24 protein-coding genes are annotated in these 22,974 nt (G+C 60.4%); 23 read left to right on the top strand and 1 reads right to left on the bottom strand.

Annotated elements, in window-relative coordinates; all coding sequences use genetic code 11:
• The first annotated feature begins 28 nt into the window (after positions 1-28).
• The gene (locus C6366_RS08455) at positions 29-250 is read left to right on the top strand and encodes a NifU family protein (protein WP_107736996.1); all 222 of its coding nucleotides are present in this window, start codon (positions 29-31) and stop codon (positions 248-250) included.
• Between the two features lie 71 nt (positions 251-321).
• Entirely contained in the window at positions 322-1,728 is a 1,407-nt protein-coding gene (gene gltX, locus C6366_RS08450; protein WP_107736994.1) for a glutamate--tRNA ligase, read from the top strand.
• Between the two features lie 93 nt (positions 1,729-1,821).
• Here the strand turns inward: gltX and rpmB are convergent, their stop codons facing one another.
• Entirely contained in the window at positions 1,822-2,037 is a 216-nt protein-coding gene (gene rpmB / locus C6366_RS08445; protein ID WP_107736992.1) for a 50S ribosomal protein L28, read from the bottom strand.
• Between the two features lie 308 nt (positions 2,038-2,345).
• Between rpmB and C6366_RS08440 the strand changes: the two genes are divergently transcribed.
• The 21 genes from C6366_RS08440 (at position 2,346) to lon (ending at position 22,867) form a co-directional block, all read left to right on the top strand.
• Positions 2,346-2,876 carry a DUF177 domain-containing protein gene (locus C6366_RS08440; protein ID WP_158269700.1) on the top strand — a complete coding sequence of 177 codons (531 nt, stop codon included), beginning with the start codon at positions 2,346-2,348 and terminating at the stop codon, positions 2,874-2,876.
• A 54-nt stretch (positions 2,877-2,930) separates the two neighbouring features.
• Entirely contained in the window at positions 2,931-3,122 is a 192-nt protein-coding gene (gene rpmF / locus C6366_RS08435) for a 50S ribosomal protein L32 (RefSeq protein WP_107736988.1), read from the top strand.
• A complete protein-coding gene (gene plsX / locus C6366_RS08430) occupies positions 3,109-4,284 on the top strand; it encodes a phosphate acyltransferase PlsX (protein WP_107736986.1) in 1,176 nt (391 codons plus the stop codon). Before rpmF ends, plsX begins: the two co-directional genes overlap by 14 nt.
• 94 nt (positions 4,285-4,378) lie before the next feature.
• Positions 4,379-5,368: a beta-ketoacyl-ACP synthase III gene (locus C6366_RS08425; protein WP_199221467.1), complete on the top strand. Its 990-nt coding sequence runs from the start codon at positions 4,379-4,381 to the stop codon at positions 5,366-5,368.
• Between the two features lie 30 nt (positions 5,369-5,398).
• Positions 5,399-6,142, top strand: a complete 744-nt coding sequence (gene fabG / locus C6366_RS08420; protein WP_107736984.1) for a 3-oxoacyl-[acyl-carrier-protein] reductase — start codon at positions 5,399-5,401, stop codon at positions 6,140-6,142.
• A gap of 91 nt (positions 6,143-6,233) precedes the next feature.
• Entirely contained in the window at positions 6,234-6,467 is a 234-nt protein-coding gene (acpP, locus tag C6366_RS08415; RefSeq protein WP_107736982.1) for an acyl carrier protein, read from the top strand.
• A 111-nt stretch (positions 6,468-6,578) separates the two neighbouring features.
• Complete coding sequence (gene fabF / locus C6366_RS08410) at positions 6,579-7,823, top strand: beta-ketoacyl-ACP synthase II (RefSeq protein ID WP_107736980.1); 1,245 nt, start codon at positions 6,579-6,581, stop codon at positions 7,821-7,823.
• 131 nt (positions 7,824-7,954) lie between these two features.
• On the top strand, positions 7,955-9,199 hold the full coding sequence (gene glyA, locus C6366_RS08405) for a serine hydroxymethyltransferase (RefSeq protein ID WP_107736978.1): 1,245 nt from the start codon (positions 7,955-7,957) through the stop codon (positions 9,197-9,199).
• A 208-nt stretch (positions 9,200-9,407) separates the two neighbouring features.
• Entirely contained in the window at positions 9,408-9,854 is a 447-nt protein-coding gene (locus C6366_RS08400) for a cytidine/deoxycytidylate deaminase family protein (protein WP_107736976.1), read from the top strand.
• Positions 9,832-11,043, top strand: coding sequence for a bifunctional diaminohydroxyphosphoribosylaminopyrimidine deaminase/5-amino-6-(5-phosphoribosylamino)uracil reductase RibD (gene ribD, locus C6366_RS08395; protein ID WP_233248434.1), 1,212 nt, complete (start codon positions 9,832-9,834; stop codon positions 11,041-11,043). Before C6366_RS08400 ends, ribD begins: the two co-directional genes overlap by 23 nt.
• Positions 11,028-11,735 carry a riboflavin synthase gene (locus C6366_RS08390; protein WP_107736975.1) on the top strand — a complete coding sequence of 236 codons (708 nt, stop codon included), beginning with the start codon at positions 11,028-11,030 and terminating at the stop codon, positions 11,733-11,735. The genes ribD and C6366_RS08390 overlap by 16 nt, the downstream gene beginning before the upstream one ends.
• A 27-nt stretch (positions 11,736-11,762) precedes the next feature.
• Positions 11,763-13,001 carry a bifunctional 3,4-dihydroxy-2-butanone-4-phosphate synthase/GTP cyclohydrolase II gene (locus C6366_RS08385; protein WP_107736973.1) on the top strand — a complete coding sequence of 413 codons (1,239 nt, stop codon included), beginning with the start codon at positions 11,763-11,765 and terminating at the stop codon, positions 12,999-13,001.
• A complete protein-coding gene (ribE, locus tag C6366_RS08380; RefSeq protein ID WP_107736971.1) occupies positions 12,988-13,458 on the top strand; it encodes a 6,7-dimethyl-8-ribityllumazine synthase in 471 nt (156 codons plus the stop codon). Before C6366_RS08385 ends, ribE begins: the two co-directional genes overlap by 14 nt.
• A gap of 35 nt (positions 13,459-13,493) precedes the next feature.
• Entirely contained in the window at positions 13,494-14,027 is a 534-nt protein-coding gene (gene nusB / locus C6366_RS08375) for a transcription antitermination factor NusB (RefSeq protein WP_107736969.1), read from the top strand.
• Positions 13,996-14,481, top strand: coding sequence for a hypothetical protein (locus C6366_RS08370; RefSeq protein ID WP_107736968.1), 486 nt, complete (start codon positions 13,996-13,998; stop codon positions 14,479-14,481). Before nusB ends, C6366_RS08370 begins: the two co-directional genes overlap by 32 nt.
• Positions 14,482-14,753: 272 nt before the next feature.
• Positions 14,754-17,285, top strand: coding sequence for a leucine--tRNA ligase (leuS, locus tag C6366_RS08365; protein ID WP_107736966.1), 2,532 nt, complete (start codon positions 14,754-14,756; stop codon positions 17,283-17,285).
• A gap of 32 nt (positions 17,286-17,317) precedes the next feature.
• Entirely contained in the window at positions 17,318-17,893 is a 576-nt protein-coding gene (locus C6366_RS08360) for an endonuclease NucS domain-containing protein (protein ID WP_107736964.1), read from the top strand.
• A gap of 105 nt (positions 17,894-17,998) precedes the next feature.
• Positions 17,999-18,937 carry a DNA polymerase III subunit delta gene (locus C6366_RS08355; RefSeq protein ID WP_146164799.1) on the top strand — a complete coding sequence of 313 codons (939 nt, stop codon included), beginning with the start codon at positions 17,999-18,001 and terminating at the stop codon, positions 18,935-18,937.
• A 386-nt stretch (positions 18,938-19,323) separates the two neighbouring features.
• Positions 19,324-19,995 carry a DNA repair protein RadC gene (gene radC / locus C6366_RS08350; RefSeq protein WP_107736960.1) on the top strand — a complete coding sequence of 224 codons (672 nt, stop codon included), beginning with the start codon at positions 19,324-19,326 and terminating at the stop codon, positions 19,993-19,995.
• A 22-nt stretch (positions 19,996-20,017) separates the two neighbouring features.
• The gene (locus C6366_RS08345) at positions 20,018-20,299 is read left to right on the top strand and encodes an acylphosphatase (protein ID WP_107736959.1); all 282 of its coding nucleotides are present in this window, start codon (positions 20,018-20,020) and stop codon (positions 20,297-20,299) included.
• 111 nt (positions 20,300-20,410) lie between these two features.
• Positions 20,411-22,867 (top strand): endopeptidase La, encoded by a 2,457-nt coding sequence (gene lon / locus C6366_RS08340; protein ID WP_107736957.1) that lies wholly within the window; start codon positions 20,411-20,413, stop codon positions 22,865-22,867.
• The last annotated feature ends 107 nt before the right edge of the window (positions 22,868-22,974 follow it).

The raw sequence follows: 22,974 nt of genomic DNA, 5'->3' as shown, positions 1-22,974 counted from the left end.
GCCCCTGGGTGGAGAAAAGGAGAGCATGATGCGGGAAAAGGTCCAGGCGGTGCTGGAGACGATCAGACCGCATTTGCAACGAGATGGCGGGGACGTGGAACTTGTGGACGTCTCGGCGGACGGCGTGGTCACGGTGCGCCTTACGGGGGCCTGCAAAGGATGCCCTATTTCGCAAGTAACGCTGAAAAACGCCGTGGAAAAGACCATCTTGAAGGAACTGCCCGAGATCCGGTCGGTTCAGGCGGCTTAACGGGCTATCGGAATAAAATAACAGATTTTCGGCGGGCTTCGACCCGCACTTACTTGCATAAGGAGCAGGCAATGACCCAGGTTATTACGCGATTTCCGCCCAGTCCCACCGGGCATCTCCATGTGGGCGGGGCGCGAACGGCTTTGTTCAATTGGCTTTGGGCGCGCAAGAACGGCGGGAAGTTCATTTTGCGGATCGAGGACACGGACGTGGCCAGGTCCACCGAGGAGATGACCCAGGGCATTCTGGACGGGATGCGCTGGCTGGGCTTGGATTGGGACGAGGGGCCGCACTTTCAGAGCCAAAGGGTCGATTTGTACAACCAACATATCGATCAGTTGCTGGAGACCGGGCACGCCTATTTTTGTTGCTGTACCCCGGAAGAGGTGGAGGCCATGCGCGTCGCGGCCCGGGCCGTCGGGTCGGTGCCCAAGTACGACGGTCGGTGCCGCAACAAGGGCCTGGAGGCCGGTCCGGGTCGGGTGGTGCGGTTCAAGACACCCACTGACGGGGAAACCCAGTTCCGGGATCTGGTCAAGGGGCCGGTGGCGGTGCCTAACACCCAGTTGGACGATATGGTCCTGCGCCGGGTGGACGGCATGCCGACCTATAACTTGGCCGTGGTGGTGGACGACGTGACCATGGGCATGACCCATATCATCCGCGGCGACGACCACCTGAGCAATACGCCCAAGCAGGTCCTGCTGTACGAGGCCCTGGGCCGGGACCTACCGCTGTTCGCCCATGTGCCCATGATCCTGGGGCCGGACAAGAAAAAGCTGAGCAAGCGTCACGGAGCCACATCGGTTACGGCCTACCGGGACATGGGTTATCTGCCCGAGGCCATGGTCAACTACCTGGTCCGGCTGGGCTGGTCCCACGGGGATCAGGAAATTTTCAGCCTGGAAGAGCTGCTGGAGCACTTCAGCCTGGATCACCTGGGTTCCGCGGCCTGCGTTTTTGATCAGAGCAAACTGCTCTGGCTGAACAACCACTACATTAAGAGCGAACCGGAGGACCGAGTGGCGGCTCTTTTGGCCGACCATCTGACACAGCGCGGGCTGGACGGGTCGGACGAGGCCTATTTGCGCGCCATTGTTCCGTTGTTGCGGCCCCGGGCCGGGACCATGGTCGAAATGGCGGAAATGGCGGAATTTTTCGTGATGGAGGACGAGGCCTTGCCCATGGATCAGGCCGCTGTGAGCAAGTTTTTGACGCCGGAGGCTAAGGAGCATTTCGGTCGTTTGCGCGACCTGTTGTCCGGGACGTTGAGCTTCGGGCAGCAGGAACTTGAGGCGCTGTTCAAGAACTATCTTGAAGACCGGGGCGTGGCGTTCAAGGTATTGGCCCAGCCCTTGCGGGTGGCGCTGACCGGAAAGACAAAAAGTCCGGGGATTTATGAAATCATGGAAGTCCTGGGGAAGGACCGCGTACTGCGGAGACTGGCCGGGGCGGAGCGAGAGGGAGTTGGTTCGTAATCAGGCCGGAGACGCGGCCCTAGAGAAACGATACGCGACGAAAAAGGGCGACCCTCGGGTCGCCCTTTTTCGTCGCGGTATTCGTCGATAAGATTACGCTTCGGCTGCTTGTCGCGCAACGGGCTTGATTACTGCATCGGAGCGGATGCACCGGGTGCAGACCTTCAAGCGACGGGTTTCGCCGCTGGGCAGTTGCGCCCGGACCTGTTGCAGGTTGGGCAGGAAGCGCCGCTTGGTTTTGTTGTTGGCGTGGCTGACGGTGTTTCCGGTGTGGGGGCGTTTCCCGCAGATGTCGCATACTTTGGACATGTTTGTACTCCTCAAAAGGTTGACATGTGCTCGTCTCCATGTGCTTTGGTGCGGAGCTGAAGCGCATGATGGACGTTGAATCGAAGGAAGGGCGACATGCGGTGCCGCAGCTTCCATTCCAGTCGTTCTTCTCTTTCATAAAGCGTTCGGTGGGCCGCTCCCTTGGTGCGTGCAGAGGAGCCAGGGGAGCATGCCGCGCATTCGCAAAAACGGAATCGAACGTATTAGCCGGACTTGGTTTCTTTGGCAAGAGATTTCTTGACATACGGACCAGGGAAGAGATACGAAGCCCCTTTTGGGAGAGAGAGATGATTGAACTGCTTGTCGAGACCACAAATCTCCCGGGCGACGGCCGGGAGTTTTCTTTTGATGAACAGCGCATTTGGGCCGACCCCATCGCGGAGTTTCATCTGCCGTATCGCATCGCGGAACCGTTTTCAGCGGTGATCCGCGTCGTCCCGCACGCGGACGGCTGCACGGTGGAGGGAACGCTGCGCGGTTCACTGGTTCTGTCTTGTGATCGATGCGTCGAGGAATTCACCTATCCCGTGACGGCCGAGTTTCACGAATTCGAGGCCTATCCCGGCGGCGACTCCCGAAACGATGCCCCAAGCGATGTTTGGTGGGTGGTGGCCAAAGATGGCTTGCACTACCTGGACGTGGCCGGATTCCTTTGGGAGCAGTTCCAGTTGGCCCTGCCGGAGAAGCCGTTGTGTACGGTTTTGTGTCGCGGGATGTGCGCCGAATGCGGGGCGAACAAGAATCTTGACGAATGTCGGTGCGCCGCCTCCGGGAGCGACCCCCGCCTGGCCGCGTTCCACTCTATGAAGCTCTCGTAAACCCAGTAAATTGCAACGTATAACCCACTAATTCATTCCTTAAGGACACCCTCAATGGCACTTCCCAAGAAGAAAACTTCTCGTTCCAAACGTGGCATGCGTCGGTCCCACGACGCCGTCTCCATTCCTAATCCCATTTATTGCGAGTGCGGCGAGTTGAAGCGATCCCATCGGATATGTTCCGCTTGCGGCACCTACAAAGGTGTGAAACGTATCGCCGTCCAAGAGCCGGATGTCGCAAAATAAGCCCTGCATCGCCGTGGACGCCATGGGGGGCGATTTTGGCCCCTCGGTCGTGATCCGCGGTGCGCTGGATGCGTTGCGTACGCAAGACATCAGGGTGATCCTGGTGGGTCGTGAGCCGGATATCCGAGCGGAGTTGGCCACCGCGAAGGCGACGGACGCCGACGTGGAGGTAGTGCATGCCGAACAGGTCATCGAGATGCAGGACAAGCCTTCGGACGCCCTGCGCCGAAAAAAGAACAGTTCGGTGCAGGTCGCATTTCGACTGGTCAAGGAAGGACGGGCCGACGGCGTGGTCAGCGCCGGCAATTCCGGAGCAACCCTGGCTTGCGGCATGTTCATCCTCGGCAGGATCGACGGCATCGACCGCCCGGCTTTGGCCGGGATACTGCCTACGGAAAAAAAACCCATGGTGCTCATCGACGTGGGCGCCAACGTGGACTGCAAGCCGCACAACCTCTTGCAGTTCGCCTTGATGGCCGATGTTCTGGCTAGGTCCGTGCTGGGGGTGCCTAAGCCCCGGGTCGGCCTGATGAGCATCGGCGAGGAAGAGGGCAAGGGTAATTCCCAAGTCAAGCTGGCCTTTGATCTGCTGCGCAAATCTTCCCTGAACTTCAAGGGCAACGTCGAGGGCCGGGATGTGTTCACCGGAGACGTGGACGTGGTGGTCTGCGACGGGTTCGTGGGCAACGTGGTCCTGAAGTTGAGCGAAGGCTTGGCCGTTTCTCTGGGCCGGTTGCTGAAGCGGGAACTCTTGGCCGGTTTTTGGTCCAAATGCGGGTGCCTGTTCGCCAAGGGGGCCCTGCGGCGTTTTTCCCGGCGCATCGACTACGCCGAGTACGGTGGTGCACCTCTGTTGGGTCTGAAGGGCATTGGAATCGTCTGTCACGGTGCCTCCAACGCCAAGGCCTTGAGCAGCGCGATCCACATGGCCGCGACCTTCGTGCGGAATCGTTCCAACGACCATTTGGCGCAAGAACTGGCCAAGAATCGGGATATCGTTCAGCTCAGTCGGACTGGAACAACCCCGTCGTCGAACAATGGGCAAGGCCTTTTGAGTCGGGTCGCCGATCAGGCCTCGGAACAGTCGCCAGCCCAGGGTTTAACGGTGCATCAAGGCTCGGAACGTGAGTTCGGGCAGGAAGCTCCCGGCGTGGTCAGTTGAGGCCCTTTGCATATCCTTCCGGAAGGTTTCAGCGCGCGGTCACTCTCCCTGTGTCTTCTTACCTTTCACTTTTTTCGCGCATCAGCGCGCGGTCGTGACTATGTCGGCACATATTATCGGAACCGGGGCCTTTGCTCCTGAGCGGGTGGTGACCAACATCGACCTGCAACGCTTCGTGGACACCAACGATGAATGGATCGTCAGCCGGACGGGAATCAGGGAGCGACGGATCGCCGAGCCCGGACAATCCTGTTCCATGCTGGGCGTCGAAGCCGCCAAACGAGCGCTGGAGGACGCCAAAGTTGCCGCGACGGACGTGACCCACGTCCTGGTGGCCACCTTTTCTCCAGACGCCTACATTCCCTCCACGGCCTACATCCTGCGTGAAAAGCTGGGCATTCCCCGGGGCATGGCCATGGACGTCTCGGCGGCCTGCTCCGGTTTCCTCTTCGCTTTGGAGACCGCACGAGCTTTTGTCGCTTTGTATCCCGAGGCCATGGTCCTCGTTGTCGGCAGCGAAGTGATTTCTTCGCGCCTGAACTGGGAGGATCGCGGAACCTGCGTTCTGTTCGGCGACGGAGCCGGGGCCGCGGTGGTCACGGGCAAGCCTTCCCAGGGCAGCGCGGAAGTGCTGGACGTGCTCTTGGACGGCGATGGGTCGTTCAGTGATTTACTGGTGGTTCGCGGCGGCGGGTCGGCGACTCCGATGAAGCTCGGCCAGACCGTGTCCGAGGATTTTTTCGTTCAGATGCAGGGCCGGGAGATCTTCAAGCACGCCGTGCGTTCCATGGCCGCCATCTGTCAACAGATACTGGAAAAGAACGGTTTGACCCCTTCGGACATCGACCTTGTCGTTCCGCATCAGGCCAACATCAGGATCATCGAATCCCTTGCCGGCCGACTGGACGTTCCCATGGACAAGGTGTTCGTGAACATCGAAAAATACGGCAACACCTCCGCGGCCTCCATTCCCCTCGCCCTGGCCGAAGCTCAAGAAAAGGCATTGATTCCCCCGGGAAGCAAAGTTATGTTGACGGCCTTCGGCGGCGGATTGAACTGGGCCGCGGCATTGTTGCAATACTGAATCGATTATCAAGACGACGGGACTGACGACATGAGCGAATTGATCAAGACCGCCCTGGTCACCGGGGCTTCCAGGGGGATTGGCCGGGCCGCGGCTTTGCGGCTGGCCCAGGACGGATATCAGGTCTACCTGACCTATGTCAGCAAGCCGGAACTGGCCGAGGCCGTTCAGGCGGCCATCGAATCCCGCGGCGGCAAGGCCAAGGCGTTTCGGTTGGACGTTGGGGACGCCCAGGCGGTTTCCGCCTTTTTTCAGGAGCACGTCAAGGACAAGGTTCGTCTGGAGGTGCTGGTGAACAACGCCGGAATGACCAAGGACAACCTGATCATCCGGATGAAACCGGCGGACTGGGAAGCGGTCCTGCGCGTCAACCTGACCGGAAGCTTCGTCTGCCTCCAGGAAGCGGCCAAGCTCATGATTCGTCAGCGCTATGGGCGGATCATCAACATCTCGTCGGTTGTCGGCCAAATGGGCAACGCCGGGCAGGCCAACTACGCGGCATCCAAGGCCGGGCTGATCGGGCTGACCAAGTCCGCTGCCCAGGAATTGGCCTCGCGGGGGATCACGGTCAACGCTGTTGCTCCGGGATTCATCGACACGGACATGACCTCGGGCTTGTCCGAAGAGATTCAAAACGTCTACATGGAACGGATACCCATGCGTCGCTTCGGCCAAGCCGAAGAGATCGCCGACTCCGTCGCTTTTTTGGCGTCCGAGAGTGCCGGGTACATCACCGGCCAAGTGATCGGCGTGACGGGCGGCATGTACATGTAGAGGACGACGTTCGTCATGGACCGTATTCCGCTGTACGGTGCGGAAGAAGCAAACAAACCACTTACTTTTTTCAGCTGGAAGGAGAACAATCATGTCAATGGAAGAAAAGGTCAAAAAAATTATTATCGATCAGCTCGGTGTTTCCGCCGACCAAGTGACTCCGGATGCGGCCTTTGTCGACGACCTGGGCGCTGACTCCCTGGATCTGACTGAATTGATCATGGCCATGGAAGAGGAGTTCGGCGTTGAAATCGATGATGAAGACGCTCAGAAAATGACCAAGGTCAAGGACGCGTTGGCCTATATTCAGTCCAAGGTCGCCTGATCCGGTTCTCCGAGGCAGCCGCTAGGTGTTTCGGGCGTCTTGTGATCCGCTTCGGCACGATCACGGGGCGCTCGTTTTTTTCCCGTCAGCCGGACAAGTCAAGGTGGAAGCATGTCCAGAAAAAGAGTAGTCGTCACCGGTATTTCGGCGGTCACACCCTTAGGCGTGGACGCACGGACCAGTTGGGAACGGTTGATCAAGGGGGAGTCGGGCATCGCCCCGTTGACCCGCTTCGACGCCAAGGATCACGCAACCAAGATAGCTGGAGAGGTCAAGGGGTTTGATCCGGAGAAATACATGCCGGCCAAACAGACCCGACGGATGGAACTGTTCGCGCAGTTTGCCGTGGCCGCCGCCAAGATGCTCCTGGAGGACGCCGACTGGACGATCCCCGCTGAGCGAGCGCATCGAACCGCCGCGATCATCGGATGCGGCATCGGCGGGCTGGACGCCCTGGAGCGTTCCCAGGCCACCCTGCTCAAAAGCGGGCCGCGGAAAATTTCCCCGTTTTTCATTCCATCCCTGATCGCCAACATGGCTTCCGGGCAGGTGTCCATCTTTACCGGGGCCAAAGGCAACAATCTGGTCACCACTTCGGCCTGCGCCTCGGGGCTGCACTCCATCGGCACGGCTTTTTCCGAACTGCTCCTGGGCCGGGCGGATGCGGCCATTTGCGGCGGAACCGAGGCCTGCCTGACGCCCTTGGCCATGGCCGGGTTCAACGCCCTCAAGGCTCTGTCCACCCGCAACGACGAACCGCAACTGGCCTCAAGGCCTTTTGAGAACAGTCGGGACGGATTCGTCATGGGCGAAGGCTGCGGCCTGCTGCTCCTGGAAACCCTGGAGCACGCCCAGGCCCGAGGGGCGAATATTCTGGCCGAGGTGGTGGGCTACGGAGCTTCGGGCGACGCCTTTCATATCACCGCCCCGGACGAGGACGGCTCCGGCATGTCCCTGGCCATGCGGGCCGCCCTGGACGAAGCCGGGATCTCTCCGGAGGAGGTGGACCACATCAACGCCCACGGTACCTCCACCAAGCTTAACGACATCACCGAGACCCGGGCCATCAAGAGAGTTTTCGGCAAGCATGCCGCCTCCATCGCCATCACCGGCAACAAGTCCATGATCGGCCACCTGCTCGGCGCGGCTGGCGGGGTGGAGAGCGTTTTTTCGGTCCTGACCCTGCTTCACGGCATGATTCCCGGGACCATCAACATGGTCGAGCCGGATCCGGAATGCGATCTGGACTACGTCACCGACGGCTCCAGGAAGGCCGATGTCCGATACGTGCTTTGCAATTCCTTCGGTTTCGGCGGTACCAACGCCACTATCCTATACAAACGCTGGGACGGTTAGTCGAAGCGGCGGGTGGCCGGATTCGATTCGTATCCCTGCCCGCCGCCGTCCGGCCTCTTCGTTCGCGCATTCTTCCGGCTTCCCGTGAAGCCGGGGTACGCCATCGCTAATTCAATCCCCGGAGAACTGCCATGAACCTTGACGAACTTCGCCGCCACGACCCAGAAATCGCCGAAGCCGTGCGTCTGGAAGAACTGCGACAACTACACAAGCTGGAACTGATCGCCTCGGAAAATTTCACCTCGCCGGCCGTGCGCATGACCATGGGCAGCGTGCTGACCCACAAGTACGCCGAGGGCTATCCGGGCAAGCGCTATTACGGCGGCTGCGAATACGTGGACATGGCCGAGACTCTGGCTCAGGAGCGGGCCAAGCAATTATTCAAGGCCGAATACGCCAACGTTCAACCTCATTCCGGCTCGCAGGCCAACATGGCGGTCTACTTCGGGGTGTTGCAGCCCGGGGACGTGATTCTGGGCATGGACCTGTCCCATGGCGGGCACCTGACCCACGGCAGCCCGGTGAACTTTTCCGGCAAGTTGTACAAGGTGGTTTTCTACGGCGTGAGCAAGGAAACCGGGACCATTGATTACGACCAGGTCCGGAGCATGGCTCGGGAGCACCGGCCAAAGGTTATCGTGGCCGGGGCCAGCGCCTATTCCCGGGTGATCGATTTTCCAAAATTCCGGGAAATCGCCGATGAGGTCGGAGCCAAGCTGATGGTGGACATGGCGCACATCGCCGGGCTGATCGCCGCGGATCTGCATCCTTCGCCCGTGGGCAGCGCGCATTTCATCACCACAACCACGCATAAGACCTTGCGCGGGCCGCGCGGCGGGATGATCCTGTCCACCGACGAGTTCGGCAAGCTCTTGAACTCCCAAATTTTTCCTGGAATTCAGGGCGGTCCGTTGATGCACGTGATCGCCTCCAAGGCCGTGGCCTTCGGCGAAGCCCTGCGCCCCGAGTTCGCCACGTATCAGCAACAGGTGATCAAGAACGCCCAGGCCATGGCCAAGGCCCTGACCGACGCCGGATTCGCTCTGGTTTCCGGGGGGACGGACAACCATCTGATGCTCGTGGACCTGACCAACAAGGACATCACGGGCAAGGATGCCGAGATCGCTCTGGACAAGGCCGGGATTACGGTGAACAAGAACACGGTCCCCTTCGAGACCCGCTCTCCGTTCGTGACCTCCGGGATTCGCCTGGGCACTCCGGCCCTGACCACACGGGGCATGACCGAAGAACACATGGACCGCGTCGTGGAGTGGATCGTGGAGGCCCTGGAGCAGCGTGACAACGACACGGAACTGCAGCGGATCGAGGCCGAGGTACAGGCCTTCGCGTCCCAGTTCCCGCTGTTCGCGGGGTAAATCGGGAGTTAAGGGGTATGTGGGTGGTGCAGGCATCCTGCCTGCACGGACAGGCAAGATGCCTGTCCCACCATTTTGACATGCCTCCGGCCCACTCTCGCGGAGCGTAAAGCGCAGGCAGGGCAAAAACGGTAAATTAAGGCAGTCAACGCCCTATTTTTTTGACTATTGTCTTTATCTTTTGGAAATTCAAGGGAAACTCTACCTGATGCGACTGCCGTGGCCGGAATACTTCATGGGTATCGCCAAACTGGTGGCTGAACGGTCCACCTGTCTGCGGCGCAAGGTCGGGGCGTTGGCCGTCCAGGGCAAACGGATCCTGGCCACGGGATACAACGGCGCTCCGGCCGGGCTGGAACATTGCCTGGACATCGGTTGCCTGCGGGAACAGATGGGGATTCCGTCGGGTCAGCGACATGAGCTGTGCCGGGGGCTGCACGCCGAGCAGAACGTGATCATCCAGGCCGCCACCCACGGGGTTCGACTGGAAGGCGCGCAGATTTACTGCACCACTCAGCCGTGTCTGATCTGCACGAAAATGTTGATCAACTGCGGAGTGGAGGCGATCTTTTTCGAACAGGGGTACCCCGACGATCTGGCCGTGAACATGCTGCGCGAGGCAGGAGTGCGCTTTGAACAGCTTTGCTCTTCCTGACGACGCCGAGAAGATCATGCTCCAGGCCGTGGCCCTGGCCGAGCAGGGCAAGGGCCGGACTGCTCCCAATCCGTGCGTCGGCGCGGTGCTGACCCGAGACGGCCGGATCGTGGCCCAGGGGCATCACCGCGGACCGGGGCTGCCCCATGCCGAAGTGGAGGTCTTGCAAGACGCCGCACTGCAAGGGATCGATCCGAAGGAGTGCATCCTGTGGGTGACCTTGGAGCCCTGCAATCATACCGGGCGCACTCCTCCCTGCACCCAGGCCATTCTCCAAGCTGGCATCAGGCGGGTCGTGGTAGGAACGGCTGACCCCAATCCAAGGGTGATTGGGGGCGGCATCGCCCATTTGCGGGACAGCGGCGTTCAAGTTGTCGCCGGGGTGGCCGAACAGGACTGTCGGGACCTGATCGCGGACTTCCGGACCTGGATCGACTCTCCGCTTCCCTACCTGTATCTCAAGCTGGCCTGCACCCTGGACGGTCGGATCGCCACTCGTTCCGGAGATTCCCAGTGGATCAGCAACGCCCAATCCCGGGAAAAGGTCCACGCTCTGCGGAGTCGGGTCGGGGCCGTGATGGTCGGGGCGGGCACCTTCCGGGCGGATGATCCCCGGCTGACCTGTCGTCTCTCCGAAGCCGACCGACCGCCGGACCAGGTGACGAACCAGCGAACCCAACCCTTGGCCATCGTAGTGGGTTCCAAATTGCCTGATCCTGCTGCAAATTTTTATCTGTTGCGTGAGCGCCCAGGAGAAACCATTTTCTGGACCACCGAGGCCGCGTCGCAAAGCCCGGCGGCTGAACGGCTGTGCGCCCTTGGAGTTCGTGTATGGGGGGCCGGAAGCGGTGACCATGTCGACCTGGAGGCCTGTCTGACACGGCTGCGCTCCGAGCTTGGCGTGATGGACGTGTTGTGCGAGGGCGGGGGCGGATTGGCCCAGCATGTGATCGCCGCTGGGCTGGTGGGCGAGTGGTGGCTGTTTCTGGCATCCAAGACTCTGGGCGATGTCCGTGCCGTGCCCTTGCTGTCCGGAGCCGAGGTTCCACGAATGGCCGATGCCTGGTCCTGGCGGACCAGCTGGGTCCGGGAGCTCGATGGGGACCTTATGCTGGGATTGCGTCCGGAGCCGACGCCGCCCCATGACAATGACGTTCCGGGAGGCAGAAGCGAATGTTCACCGGCCTGATTCAGGGACCGGGCAAGGTCCTGAGCGTCACGGGTCGCCAAGGCGAAGGAAGCGGCAACCGGGAAACCCGCCTGGAGATTAGGCCGGAGGCCCCGATCCGGGACTACGTTCGCGGAGAGAGCATCGCGGTCAACGGCGTCTGCCTGACCGTCGAGACGTTCGCCCCGGACCGGTTTTCCGTGTTCGCCTCGGCCGAGACCCTGCGGCTGACGAACCTGAGTAACCTGCGAACCGGGATGCGCGTCAACCTGGAACGGGCCCTGGCCCTGGGCGACCGGCTGGGCGGACACTTGGTCAGCGGCCATGTCGACTGTCTGGCCCGGATCGGAGAAACTACCCAAGTGGGACAGTCCCGCTGGTTTCGGTTGCTTTATCCCGGGGAGTTTTCACCTCTGGTGGTGACCAAGGGCTCGGTGACCCTGGACGGGATCAGCCTGACGGTTAACCAGTGCGGCGAAGGATTTCTGGAAGTGAACATCATCCCGGAGACCTGGCAAAACACGACCATTTCCGAATGGCGGCCGGGCCGGGACGTAAACATGGAAACCGATCTGATCGGCAAATACGTGCAGCGCATGCTGGGCCCTTGGACCGGAACGTCGTCGAGTCCAGCCGAACAGCGTCCCTCGGGGACGTCTGTGGTCGGAGGCGGCGGGATCAGCGAGGCGTTTTTGCGCGAGCATGGCTTTTAACGGTCAGCGAAGGAAAGAGGAACAAATATGGGACTGTGCAGCATCGAAGAAGCCATTGAGGACATCCGCCAGGGGCGGATGATCATCCTGGTGGACGACGAAAACAGGGAGAACGAGGGCGACCTGACCATCGCGGCCCAGAGCGTGACTCCGGAGATCATCAATTTCATGGCCATTCACGGCAGGGGATTGATCTGTCTGGCCATGGAGCCGGAGTTGGTGGAAAAGCTGGATTTACCCATGATGGCCACCCGGAACGAGTCGCGGTTCGGCACGGCCTTCACCGTGTCCATTGAGGCCCGTTCCGGCGTGTCCACGGGGATTTCAGCCTATGACCGGGCCACCACCATCCTGACCGCCGTTGCCGACGACGCCAAGGCCGAGGACATTGTCTCCCCGGGACACGTCTTCCCATTGCGGGCCAAGAAGGGCGGGGTGCTGGTCCGGGCCGGACAGACCGAAGGCAGCGTGGATTTGGCCCGTCTGGCCGACATGAAATCTGCGGCGGTGATTTGCGAAATCATGCGCGACGACGGGAACATGGCCCGAATGCCCGACCTGGAAGAATTTGCGGCCAAGCACGACATGAAAATCGCCTCCATCGCCGACCTGATCCGCTTTCGGATGAAGCATGACGCCCTGTCCGTGCGTCGGGTGGGCGAAGCCAACCTGCCCACCTGCAACGGAGGGGATTTTCGAGTTATTGCCTACGAAAGCGATTTGGACAGCAGTGTGCACTTGGCCCTGGTCAAGGGCGAGATCAACCCGGAGGAGCCGGTCCTGGTCCGGGTGCACAGCCAATGCCTGACCGGGGACGTCTTCGGCTCCCTGCGCTGCGATTGCGGGCCCCAGCTTCAGGCAGCCATGCGGATCATCGCCGAGGAAGGCAACGGAGTGATCCTGTACATGCGTCAGGAAGGCCGCGGCATCGGTCTGGCCAATAAAATCAAGGCCTACTGCCTCCAGGACAGCGGCCGGGACACGGTGGAGGCCAACGTGGACCTGGGCTTTGCCCCGGACCTTCGAGACTACGGGGTCGGCGCGCAGATTCTCGTGGATCTGGGCGTGAGCAAGATGCGGCTGATGACCAACAATCCCAAAAAGATCGTTGGCCTGGAGGGCTACGGCCTGGAAGTGGCCGGCCGGGTTCCGGTGGAGGTTCAGGCCTGTGAGCAGAACTTGCAGTATCTGCTGACCAAGAAGGAAAAAATGGGACATATGCTGGATTTTAAAGCAGACAAGGAGAAGGCCCATGCATCATCTTGAAACCATTGAAGGCCGCCTGGACGCCACCGGGCTGCGCTTCGCGATTCTGGCCAGCCGGTTCAACGATTTCATCGTGGACCGCCTCGTGGGAGGGGCCGTGGACTATCTGGTACGGCACGGCGCGGTCAAAACCGACTTGACGCTGGTCCGGATTCCCGGGGCCTATGAAATGCCCCTGGCGGCCAAGCGGCTGGCGGAGACGAAACGCTTTCACGGCGTCGTCTGCCTGGGCGCGGTGATTCGCGGAGCCACCCCGCACTTTGACTACGTCTCGGCCGAGGTCTCCAAGGGGCTGGCCCAGGTGATGCTGGACACCGGGATTCCCGTGGGCTTCGGCGTCCTGACCACGGACACTCTGGAGCAGGCCGTGGAGCGGGCCGGCAGCAAGGCCGGAAACAAGGGCGTGGACGCCGCGGCCGCGGCCCTGGAAATGATTCGCGTCCTGGAGCAGGTCTGATTTTTCGACCTGTGACAAAGGACCTACGAGAAACCATGGAAACCCCGAAGGTACACCGACGAACGGCCCGCAGGCGGGCCTTGCAGTGCGTCTTTGTCCTGAGTTTTCAAAAATTCGAAAGTGCGGACCAGGTCCGGCGGGCGTTTTTGGCCTTGCCTGAGGACGACTTGTCGGATGAAGGAAGCGGACCGGGCGAGGCCGGAAAGGCCGAGGCTGGATCATCCAGGGAGATGGTCTCGCAAACGCCGCTTCCGGAGGACCAGGAATTCGGTCTGGGTTTGGTGACCGGCGTTTTTGGTCGGCTGGACGAGATCGACGCGGTGATCCGGCGTTTTTCCAAGCATTGGAAGCTCGAGCGGATCGCCAAGGCTGAGCTGAGCATTCTCCGTCTGGGCGTTTACGAATTGTTGTACGAGCAGGATATCCCGTTGCGGGTGAGCATCAACGAGGCCGTGGAGCTGAGCAAGGAGTTCGCGGACGACTATTCCTTTCCCTTCGTGAATGGCATCCTCGACGCAGTGGCCAGGGCGGTGAGCCATGGTGAGTTTGGGATTCGTAAGCAGTTCTGATCGCTGTCCCGACCATGTTCGCCATGTCCGCGTCCTGCCCGGCGATGCGTCCTCAGCCACGTTCACGCCAGCCGGCGTCGAAATCGCTCCCGATCATCTCGGACGGACCCGCTGGCTCCTGACCTGGTATGTCCCGGACCGGATAACCATCGAAACCTGGACTCGGCGCATGGCGTCGCAGTTGCATGTCTTGGCCTGGAACCCCTGGTGTCTGGACGTGGAGTCCTTGGAACGAACCATGGGCCTGCCGGCGGATCGCGCCTTGCTGCTCTGGGGAGAACCGTTCTGGAGCGTCTATCCGGCGGACTCGCGGAACGACATCGTGGTATATCTGATCGTGGGCGAGCATCGTCGGCTGATTTATCAGGCGGTGCGCCACTGGGAGGCCCGTTTCACGCACGTTCGGTTCGCGACTGAACATGACCTGGACGGGGCCTCGTCCGGACAGCAGTAAGGATTTGGGCGAGAGCACAATGTTTTCAGCGGTTATATTCGACACACAGGAAATTCACGACGACAGGTAGGGCGGATTTGCTCTCTTGCTCGCATGTAACGGAACCAAGTCAAAATCGAAGTCGAAATCAATGCTGAGAAATTACGATGGTGCATTATGATCAAAGGGTTTCTTTCGATTCCGATTACGATTTCGTCATTAATGTAAAAATGTCCTTGATTTTTTAGGCATTTTTTCGGGAACCAAATTACCCTGGGCGACGGGAGATGGAGATGGACAAGGTGACGGAACGGTACGATCCGCAAACGGTGGAAGTTAAATGGCAGCGCATCTGGGAAGAGCGGGGTGTGTTTCATTCGGAATGCGATGCTGCTCGTCCCAAATATTACGTGCTGGAAATGTTCCCCTATCCTTCGGGGCGGATTCATATCGGCCACGCACGGGTCTATTCCATCGGCGATGCCGTGGCCCGCTTGAAGCGAATGCAGGGGTTCAATGTTCTGCATCCCATGGGTTGGGACGCCTTCGGCCTGCCCGCGGAAAACGCGGCCATCAAGCACGGAGTGCATCCGGCCAAGTGGACCATGGAGAACATCGACACCATGCGCGTCCAACTGCAACGCATGGGCTATTCCCTGGACTGGCGGCGAGAGGTGACCACCTGCCTGCCGGATTACTATCGCTGGGAGCAGCTGTTTTTTCTCAAGTTTCTGGAAAAGGGGCTGGCCTATCGACACAAGGCGTCCCAGAACTGGTGCGACTCATGTAACACGGTGTTGGCCAACGAACAGGTGGAGGACGGCCTGTGCTGGCGCTGCGACACCCAGGTGGTCCAGAAGGAACTGACCCAGTGGTTTTTGCGGATCACGGACTATGCAGAGGAGTTGCTGCAAGACCTGGACGAGCTGGAGGGCGGGTGGCCGGAGCGCGTGGTGAGCATGCAGCGCAACTGGATCGGCAAGTCCATCGGCGCGGAAATTGTTTTTCCTCTGGAGCGGGCCGTCGCGGACGGAACTGACTCGGTCCGGGTGTTCACTACCCGGCAGGACACGGTGTTCGGGGCCACGTTCATGAGTCTGGCCGCGGAGCATCCGCTGGTGGAAGGGCTGATCGCCGGGACGCCGCAAGAGGTCGAGGTTCGCGCGTTTTGTGAGCGAGTCCGGAACATGGACAAGCTGGTCCGGGGGGGCGAGGATCTGGAAAAAGAGGGCGTGTTCACCGGTAGGTATTGCCTGAACCCCTTCACCGGGCAACGCATGCCTATCTGGGTGGCCAACTTCGTGCTAATGGGCTACGGCACCGGCGCGGTGATGGCCGTCCCGGCTCATGACCAGCGCGACTTCGAATTCGCTCGCAAGTACGGCCTGGAGGTCCTGTCGGTGATCCTGCCCCAGGGCGAGTCCTCCCCGGACGGCGCGGCCATGGACGTAGCCCGACCCGAGCCCGGGACGCTGATCAACTCCGGTGAGTTTACCGGCCTGGATAACGAACAGGCCAAGGTCGCCATTGCCGAACGCCTGGAGCGCGACAAGATGGGCAAGCGGGCCGTGAATTACCGCCTGCGGGACTGGAACATCAGTCGACAGCGCTACTGGGGCGCGCCCATTCCGGTGATGTATTGCGACGCTTGCGGCGTGGTTCCTGAACGGGAGGAAAACCTGCCCGTGGAATTGCCCCTGGACTTGCAGATCCGTACGGATGGGCGTTCCCCCCTGCCCGACGCCGTAGACTTCGTGAACACGGTTTGTCCCCTATGCAGCGGTCCGGCCCGGCGGGAAACGGACACTATGGATACCTTCGTCGAGAGTTCCTGGTATTTTCTGCGTTACACCGCGCCCTGGGAGCATGGCCAGGCCTTTCGCGCCGAGGACTTGGCCTACTGGTGCCCGGTGGACCAGTACATCGGCGGGGTGGAGCATGCCATCCTGCACCTGCTTTATGCCCGGTTTTGGGTCAAGGCCCTGCGAGATTTGGGCTATATCCAGATGGACGAGCCGTTCAAGGCGCTCCTGGCCCAGGGCATGGTGCTCAAGGACGGGGCCAAGATGAGCAAGAGCAAGGGCAACGTGGTTTCTCCGGACGAGATGACCGCGCGCTACGGCGCGGACGCGGTGCGTCTGTTCCTGCTGTTCGCCGCTCCGGCGGAACGCGACCTGGACTGGAGCGACTCCGGTATCGAGGGCGCCCAGCGGTTCACCCATCGGCTGTGGCGGCTGGTGATGGACTTGGAAGGGGACCTCCTGGCCGCAATGCCCTGCTCGGCCACCGACGAGGACGTCCAGGCCGCGGGAGCGCCCGAGGCCGCGACCCTGCGCCGCAAGGAACACGCCACCGTGGTCAAGGTGGCCGGGGACATCGCGGATCGGTTTCAGTTCAACACGGCCATCGCCGCGGTCATGGAACTGGTGAATACCCTGTACCAGACCAGGGACGTGCTGCGGAAAACAGAGTCGGGGCGGCGCGTGCTGTCCTCGGCCGTGGCTTCCACCCTGGCCGTGCTCTCGCCGGTCACGCCGCATTTGTGCGAGGAACTCTGGCAGCGTATCGGGCACGCGGACCTGCTCTCCGGCCAATCCTGGCCGACCCACGATCCTCAGGCCCTGGTCCGGGACGAAGTGACCATCGTGGTCCAGGTGGACGGTAAGGTCCGCTCCAAGCTCACCGTGCCCGCCGACGCCGCGGCCGAAGACGTCCAACCCCAAGCCCTGGCCAACGAGAACATCCAGAAACACCTGGCCGGTCGCGAAGTGGCCAAAATGGTCTTCGTCCCCGGCAAACTGCTGAGCATCGTCACGAAGAAATAAGTGACGACGCGGCTTGCAGAGAGGCGCAAGGCATGTCGTCCATAACCGAAGATCAAAAATCGGCGATCATCTCCCTGCTTCGCGAAGGGGTTCTTGAACGAGAGCAGATAGCGTCTCAATTGGGAGTTCCTCCGAACGTCGTCAGGTCGATCAAAGCCCATTATACCATGGGGACGTACGACAAGATGGCTTCTTCCGTTTCGGAATCGAAAACGGAAGACATCATCGACGCGGTTGAGGCGTCCTTCGGGTTGGAGCGGGATCTGCAGATCGCCTTGAGAGCGAATATCCAGCAGTTGGAACGCGGACTGGAAATCGCGGATGACGGGAAAGAACACCAGACGGACGCTGGTCGCATAGATATTCTCGCGAAAGACAAGTCCGGAACAGTCGTCGTTATCGAATTGAAAGCCGGAACCGCCAAGCCCGAGGCCTTGACGCAGCTGTTGTCGTACATGGGAACGGTGGATTCAGAAGGACAACCCGTTCGAGGCATATTGATCGCCGGGGAGTTCCACCCACGGGTCGTTTATGCCGCGCGAGCAATCGGCACTGTCCAATTGATCCGCTATCGATTCAATTTTGCCTTTGAAGCCGTTGCGGCGTGACCAAAACGACCGGCGATTCTAAAAAATCGAATTATCGTCCTGATTTTATTTCACGTCATGCCGTCCAACCCCCCTTTTTTCTTTTGCGTCAGTCCGGATCCCTGGATGATCCAGAGGGAAATCCAGCGGAGAGTGCGGGCCGCCGGGTGCGAAGGGTGGAGCCGGACCATGTATTGGGCGGACGAGCCCTTGGAGTCCGGGTTCTGGACTTCCCTGGCCATGCCGGGGCTGATGAGCTTGTTGGGGCAGGGCAGAATAGTGGTGCTGCGGCGGGCCAACGCTTTGACGGTCAAGGTCTGGTCCGACCTGGACCAGCTTTTGCGCAAGGGCAAGCAGGACTTGTGGATATTTTTCTGCTTGGAAGGGGAATGGAAGGGTAAGGCTCCGGCCGTGCCGACGGTTCTGGAGAAACAGCCTTTTTTCAAGGCGGCCCGAAAAAGGCAATGGATCTGGGAGTCTCCGGGCATAACGCCCCAGGCCCTGCGCACCGAACTGAAGGCCTGGGCTAAACGGCTCGGGGTCGAGTTCGCGCCGTCCGTGGAGGAGACTCTGGTCGGATTGTTGCCGCTGGACGGAGCCCGGTTCGGCAATGAGCTGCAAAAACTGGAGTTGGCCCTGGGCGAGCGGCGGCGGGTGGAACCATCGGACATGGGACTGTTCGGCGAACCGACCTCCCTGGATAACTTCGCCTTTCTGCGCGGGATGCTCCAGTCCTCGGCCAATCTGGATGTCTGGCAAACCGTGCTACTGGACCGGGAAGCCAGTAACTCGGGAATGCTGATGCCCGTGCTGGGCCTGCTGCAACGGGAGATGCGCATTCTCTGGATGCTCAACGCTGGCGAAGACAGCGCCGTCAACCTGCCTCCCTTCATCAAGGGCGAAAAGAAGCGTCTGGCCGCACAGTTGGGCGAGCAGGGCATCGCCCGGGTCATCGACTTGGTTTTCCAGGCCGAATCCGACCTGAAATCCGGCCGCAAGCAGGCTGATCAAATCCTCGAATTTCTTGTCTCCAGTCTCGCCCAGCGCCCCGGCCCACGCCCGTGAGCCGAGCCTCTGATTCCTTTGCGCCACTTCCCTTCCTTTTTCTCGGTTATATTAGCGCCGGGTGAACCAGCGGTGAGCCCGTCTTAGCCGCTTGCAGCGGTGCTCGTACTCGTGTTCGTAATCGTAGTCGATCATTGCCCGCCAGGTTTCTAGCCTCGTTTCGAGTACGAGCACGAGCAGGATCAGGAGTACGGTGACGGTCAACGTCTATCACGCTTGAAGTCTCATCAATCAACCGTGAACCGTGAATCCAGAGCTCCAGTTTGCTTTCTCGAACTTTGCTGATACGAGACAGCTTTGTTGCCGTTTTTTTGCATTTTTGAGGCGTTTTCTGGTTCAACGAGACCTTTTTTTGTTGCCACACACTTCATTCATGCCTATATACCATGGATAAACACTACCTTGGACATCGAAAACGACTAAAAGAACGACTTACGCGGAATTCCCAGAGTTTGGCGGACTACGAAGTTCTGGAAATGCTGTTGGGCTATGCCTTGCCCCGACGGGATACCAAGGAACTGGCCAAGGCGTTGCTGACCCGGTGCGGGTCGCTGCGTGGAGTGTTTCACGCCTCTGCCGAAGACTTGGCGGACGTCCCGGGGATGAGCCCTAGCGTGAACGTGTTGCTGAGCGTCTGGCGGGAATTCTGGAGCCGGGTGCAGGAGGGGTTGGTCCAGGAGCGGGAAGTCTTCAGCCATCCCCGCATCGTGGCGGACTTCGCCATTGCCCGGCTTGGCCGGGAGCGAACCGAACAGTTCTGGGTGGCCCTGGTGGACAACAAGAATCGGCTGGTTCACTGGCAACGGGTCAGCCAGGGCACCGTGGATCAGACGCCGGTCTATCCCCGGGAAATCCTGCGGCTGGTCCTGCATCATCAAGCCAGCGGCCTGATCCTGGTTCACAACCATCCCGGCGGAGACCCCAAACCTTCGGTTCAGGATCAGGAATTGACCAAAAAGATGCAGCGCGCGGCCCAGGAGATGGACATTCGTGTTTTAGATCATATTGTTGTCACGGACCACGACTATCTCAGCTTTCAAGCCCAAGGGCTGCTGTGAGCCGCCTGGCGAGGACGAGCCAGTGAACATCTTGCATGCCCATGTAAGTGGACGGGTCCAGGGAGTGTATTTTCGAGGTTGGACCCGGAGCCAAGCCCAGCGTTTGGGGCTCAGCGGCTGGGTGCGCAATCTCCGGGACGGACAGGTGGAGGTCCTGGCCCAGGGCGATGAAACGGCGTTGCGGGAGCTGGAAAAATTGCTTTGGAAGGGACCTTCCTTCAGCCGGGTGGACGATGTCGCGGTCTCGACCGTGCCGGATGAAGGACCAACCCTGGAAGGCTTTCACATCGCCCCGACGGTGTAACGAGCACGGCGTCCGAAGATTGACTTGATGATGGACGTGGTGATGGCAGCGTGGCGCTGTGTCGGATTTAAGTGTAACGATACGATTTTTCATTAGGAGTATGTTGCGAATATGAGTACGAAAAACGAAAAACAACAATTGGACGTAGTCGCCGACTCCGAAGAGCAGGAAGCGCATGTGAAGCACGGGTCTGAAGTGGAGCCCGTTTCCGAATCCGAAGATCGGGACGGAGGCAATGCGGGGCAGGAGATGCCCAAGCAAGTTCCGCTTTTGCCGGTGCGGGACGTGGTCGTTTTCAATTACATGATCTTGCCGCTTTTCGTGGGTCGGGAGCGGTCCATCAACGCGGTGGACGCGGCCCTGAACAGCAATCGGCACATCCTGATCTCCACTCAGAAAGAAGAAAAGACCGACGATCCCGGGCCGGAGGAAGTCCACTCCGTGGGCACCCTGGCCACGATCATGCGCATGCTCAAGATGCCCGACGGGCGCTTGAAGGTGTTGGTCCAGGGCGTGACCCGGGCCCGGATCACCGGTTACGTGCAAAACGAACCGTTCCATATGGTTGAGATCGAGCCCATCGAGGAGGATGAGGTCCGCGAGCCCTCGCCGCAACTGGAGGCCATGGTCCGCACGGCCAGGGAGCAGAGTGAAAAGATTCTCTCCCTGCGCGGCATCGCCTCTCCGGACGTGTTGGCCGTGCTGAACAGCGTGGAGGAGCCTGGCCGGTTGGCGGATTTGATTGCCTCCAATTTGCGGATGAAGGTCGAAGACGCCCAGGAAATCCTGGCTTGCGAGAATTCGGTTCAGCGCTTGGCCCTGGTCAACAAACAGTTGATCAAGGAGGCCGAGGTCGCGGAGATGCAGGCCAAGATTCAGAGCATGGCCAAGGAAGGCATGGACAAGGCCCAGCGGGAATTTTTCCTGCGTGAGCAGCTCAAGGCCATTCGTAAGGAGTTGGGCGACTCCGGGGAAGGGGAGGAGGACCTGGAGGAGCTGCGTGCGGCCTTGAAAAAGGCCGGATTGCCCAAGGAGGTGCGCAAGGAGGCGGACAAACAGCTCAAGCGGCTGGAGTCCATGCATCCGGAATCCTCGGAAGCCACGGTGATCCGGACTTATCTGGACTGGCTCGTGGAACTGCCCTGGAAAAAACTGTCCAAGGACCAGTTGATCATCCAGAAGGCCAAGACCGTCCTGGACGACGACCACTACGGATTGGACAAGGTCAAGGACCGCATTTTGGAATACCTGAGCGTGCGCAAGCTCAATCCGGACATGAAGGGGCCGATTCTGTGCTTCGTCGGGCCTCCCGGGGTGGGCAAGACCTCGCTGGGACGGTCCATCGCCAGTTCCCTGGGCCGTAAGTTCGTGCGCATGTCCCTGGGCGGCATCCGGGACGAGGCCGAAATTCGTGGGCATCGTCGGACTTACATCGGCTCCATGCCCGGCCGGATCATCCAAAGTATCAAGCAGGCCGGGACTCGCAATCCAGTGATCATGCTGGACGAGGTGGACAAGGTTGGCACGGACTTTCGTGGCGATCCGTCTTCTGCTTTGTTGGAAGTCCTGGACCCGGAACAGAACTTCACCTTCAGCGACCACTATCTGAATGTGCCCTTCGACCTGTCCAAGGTCATGTTCATCTGCACGGCCAACGTCCTGGACACCATCCCCTCGGCCCTGCTGGACCGGATGGAGGTGATCCGCATCCCCGGATACACCGAGGCCGAGAAGATCAAGATTGCTAGACGCTACCTGCTGCCCAGGCAGATTAAAGAAAACGGCCTGAAACCAGATGACGTGGTCATCTCCGACCAGATTATCAGCAGAATGATCCGCGAATATACCCGGGAGGCCGGGTTGCGAAATCTGGAGCGGGAGTTGGGCTCGGTCTGCCGCAAGCTGGCCCGCAAGGTGGCGGAGGGTGACTCCGGACAGTTCACGGTCACGGCCAGGATGCTGAACAAGCTCTTGGGAGTCGCCCGGTTTTTGGAGAATGAAAAGGACAAGGAACTTTATCCCGGCGTGGCCCTGGGGCTGGCCTGGACCCCGGTGGGCGGCGAGGTGCTGCATGTGGAGGTTTCCACCATGCCCGGCAAGGGCAAACTGATCCTGACCGGACAGCTGGGCGAGGTAATGAAGGAAAGCGCCCAGGCCGCCCTGAGCATCGCCCGCAGCCGGGCCGGGACCTTGGGGCTGGACCCGGATTTCGCGGAGAAGAACGATATCCACATCCACGTTCCGGCCGGCGCCACGCCCAAGGACGGCCCGTCCGCCGGCGTCACCCTGGTCACGGCCCTGTTTTCGGCCCTGACCAACACCCCGGCCCGGAACGACCTGGCCATGACCGGGGAAATCACCCTTCGCGGGCGGGTGATGCCCGTGGGCGGGATCAAGGAAAAGATCCTGGCCGCCGTGGCCCACGGTCTGAAAACCGTGCTGATTCCGGCTCAGAACAAGAAAGACCTGCAGGAAGTCCCCAGCGACCTGCTGCGCAAGATCAAGGTCCGGTACGTGGAACACGTGGACGAGATCTGGCCGCTGGTGGTTTCGAAAGAAAAGAAGTAGCCCGAAGAAAGGGTGTTCCAAACTGAAAAAAGGCCGCCTCTGGGCGGCCTTTTGACGTTGGTGTGGATCGCGAGAAGTTGAAACCAGCGCGGTTTTCAGGCAGGCGC

Origin of the sequence: Desulfonatronum sp. SC1, from assembly GCF_003046795.1 — a bacterium.
Taxonomy (GTDB): domain Bacteria; phylum Desulfobacterota; class Desulfovibrionia; order Desulfovibrionales; family Desulfonatronaceae; genus Desulfonatronum.
Note: the sequence above shows the minus strand (reverse complement) of the source record. Positions and strands in the feature narration are given on the sequence as shown.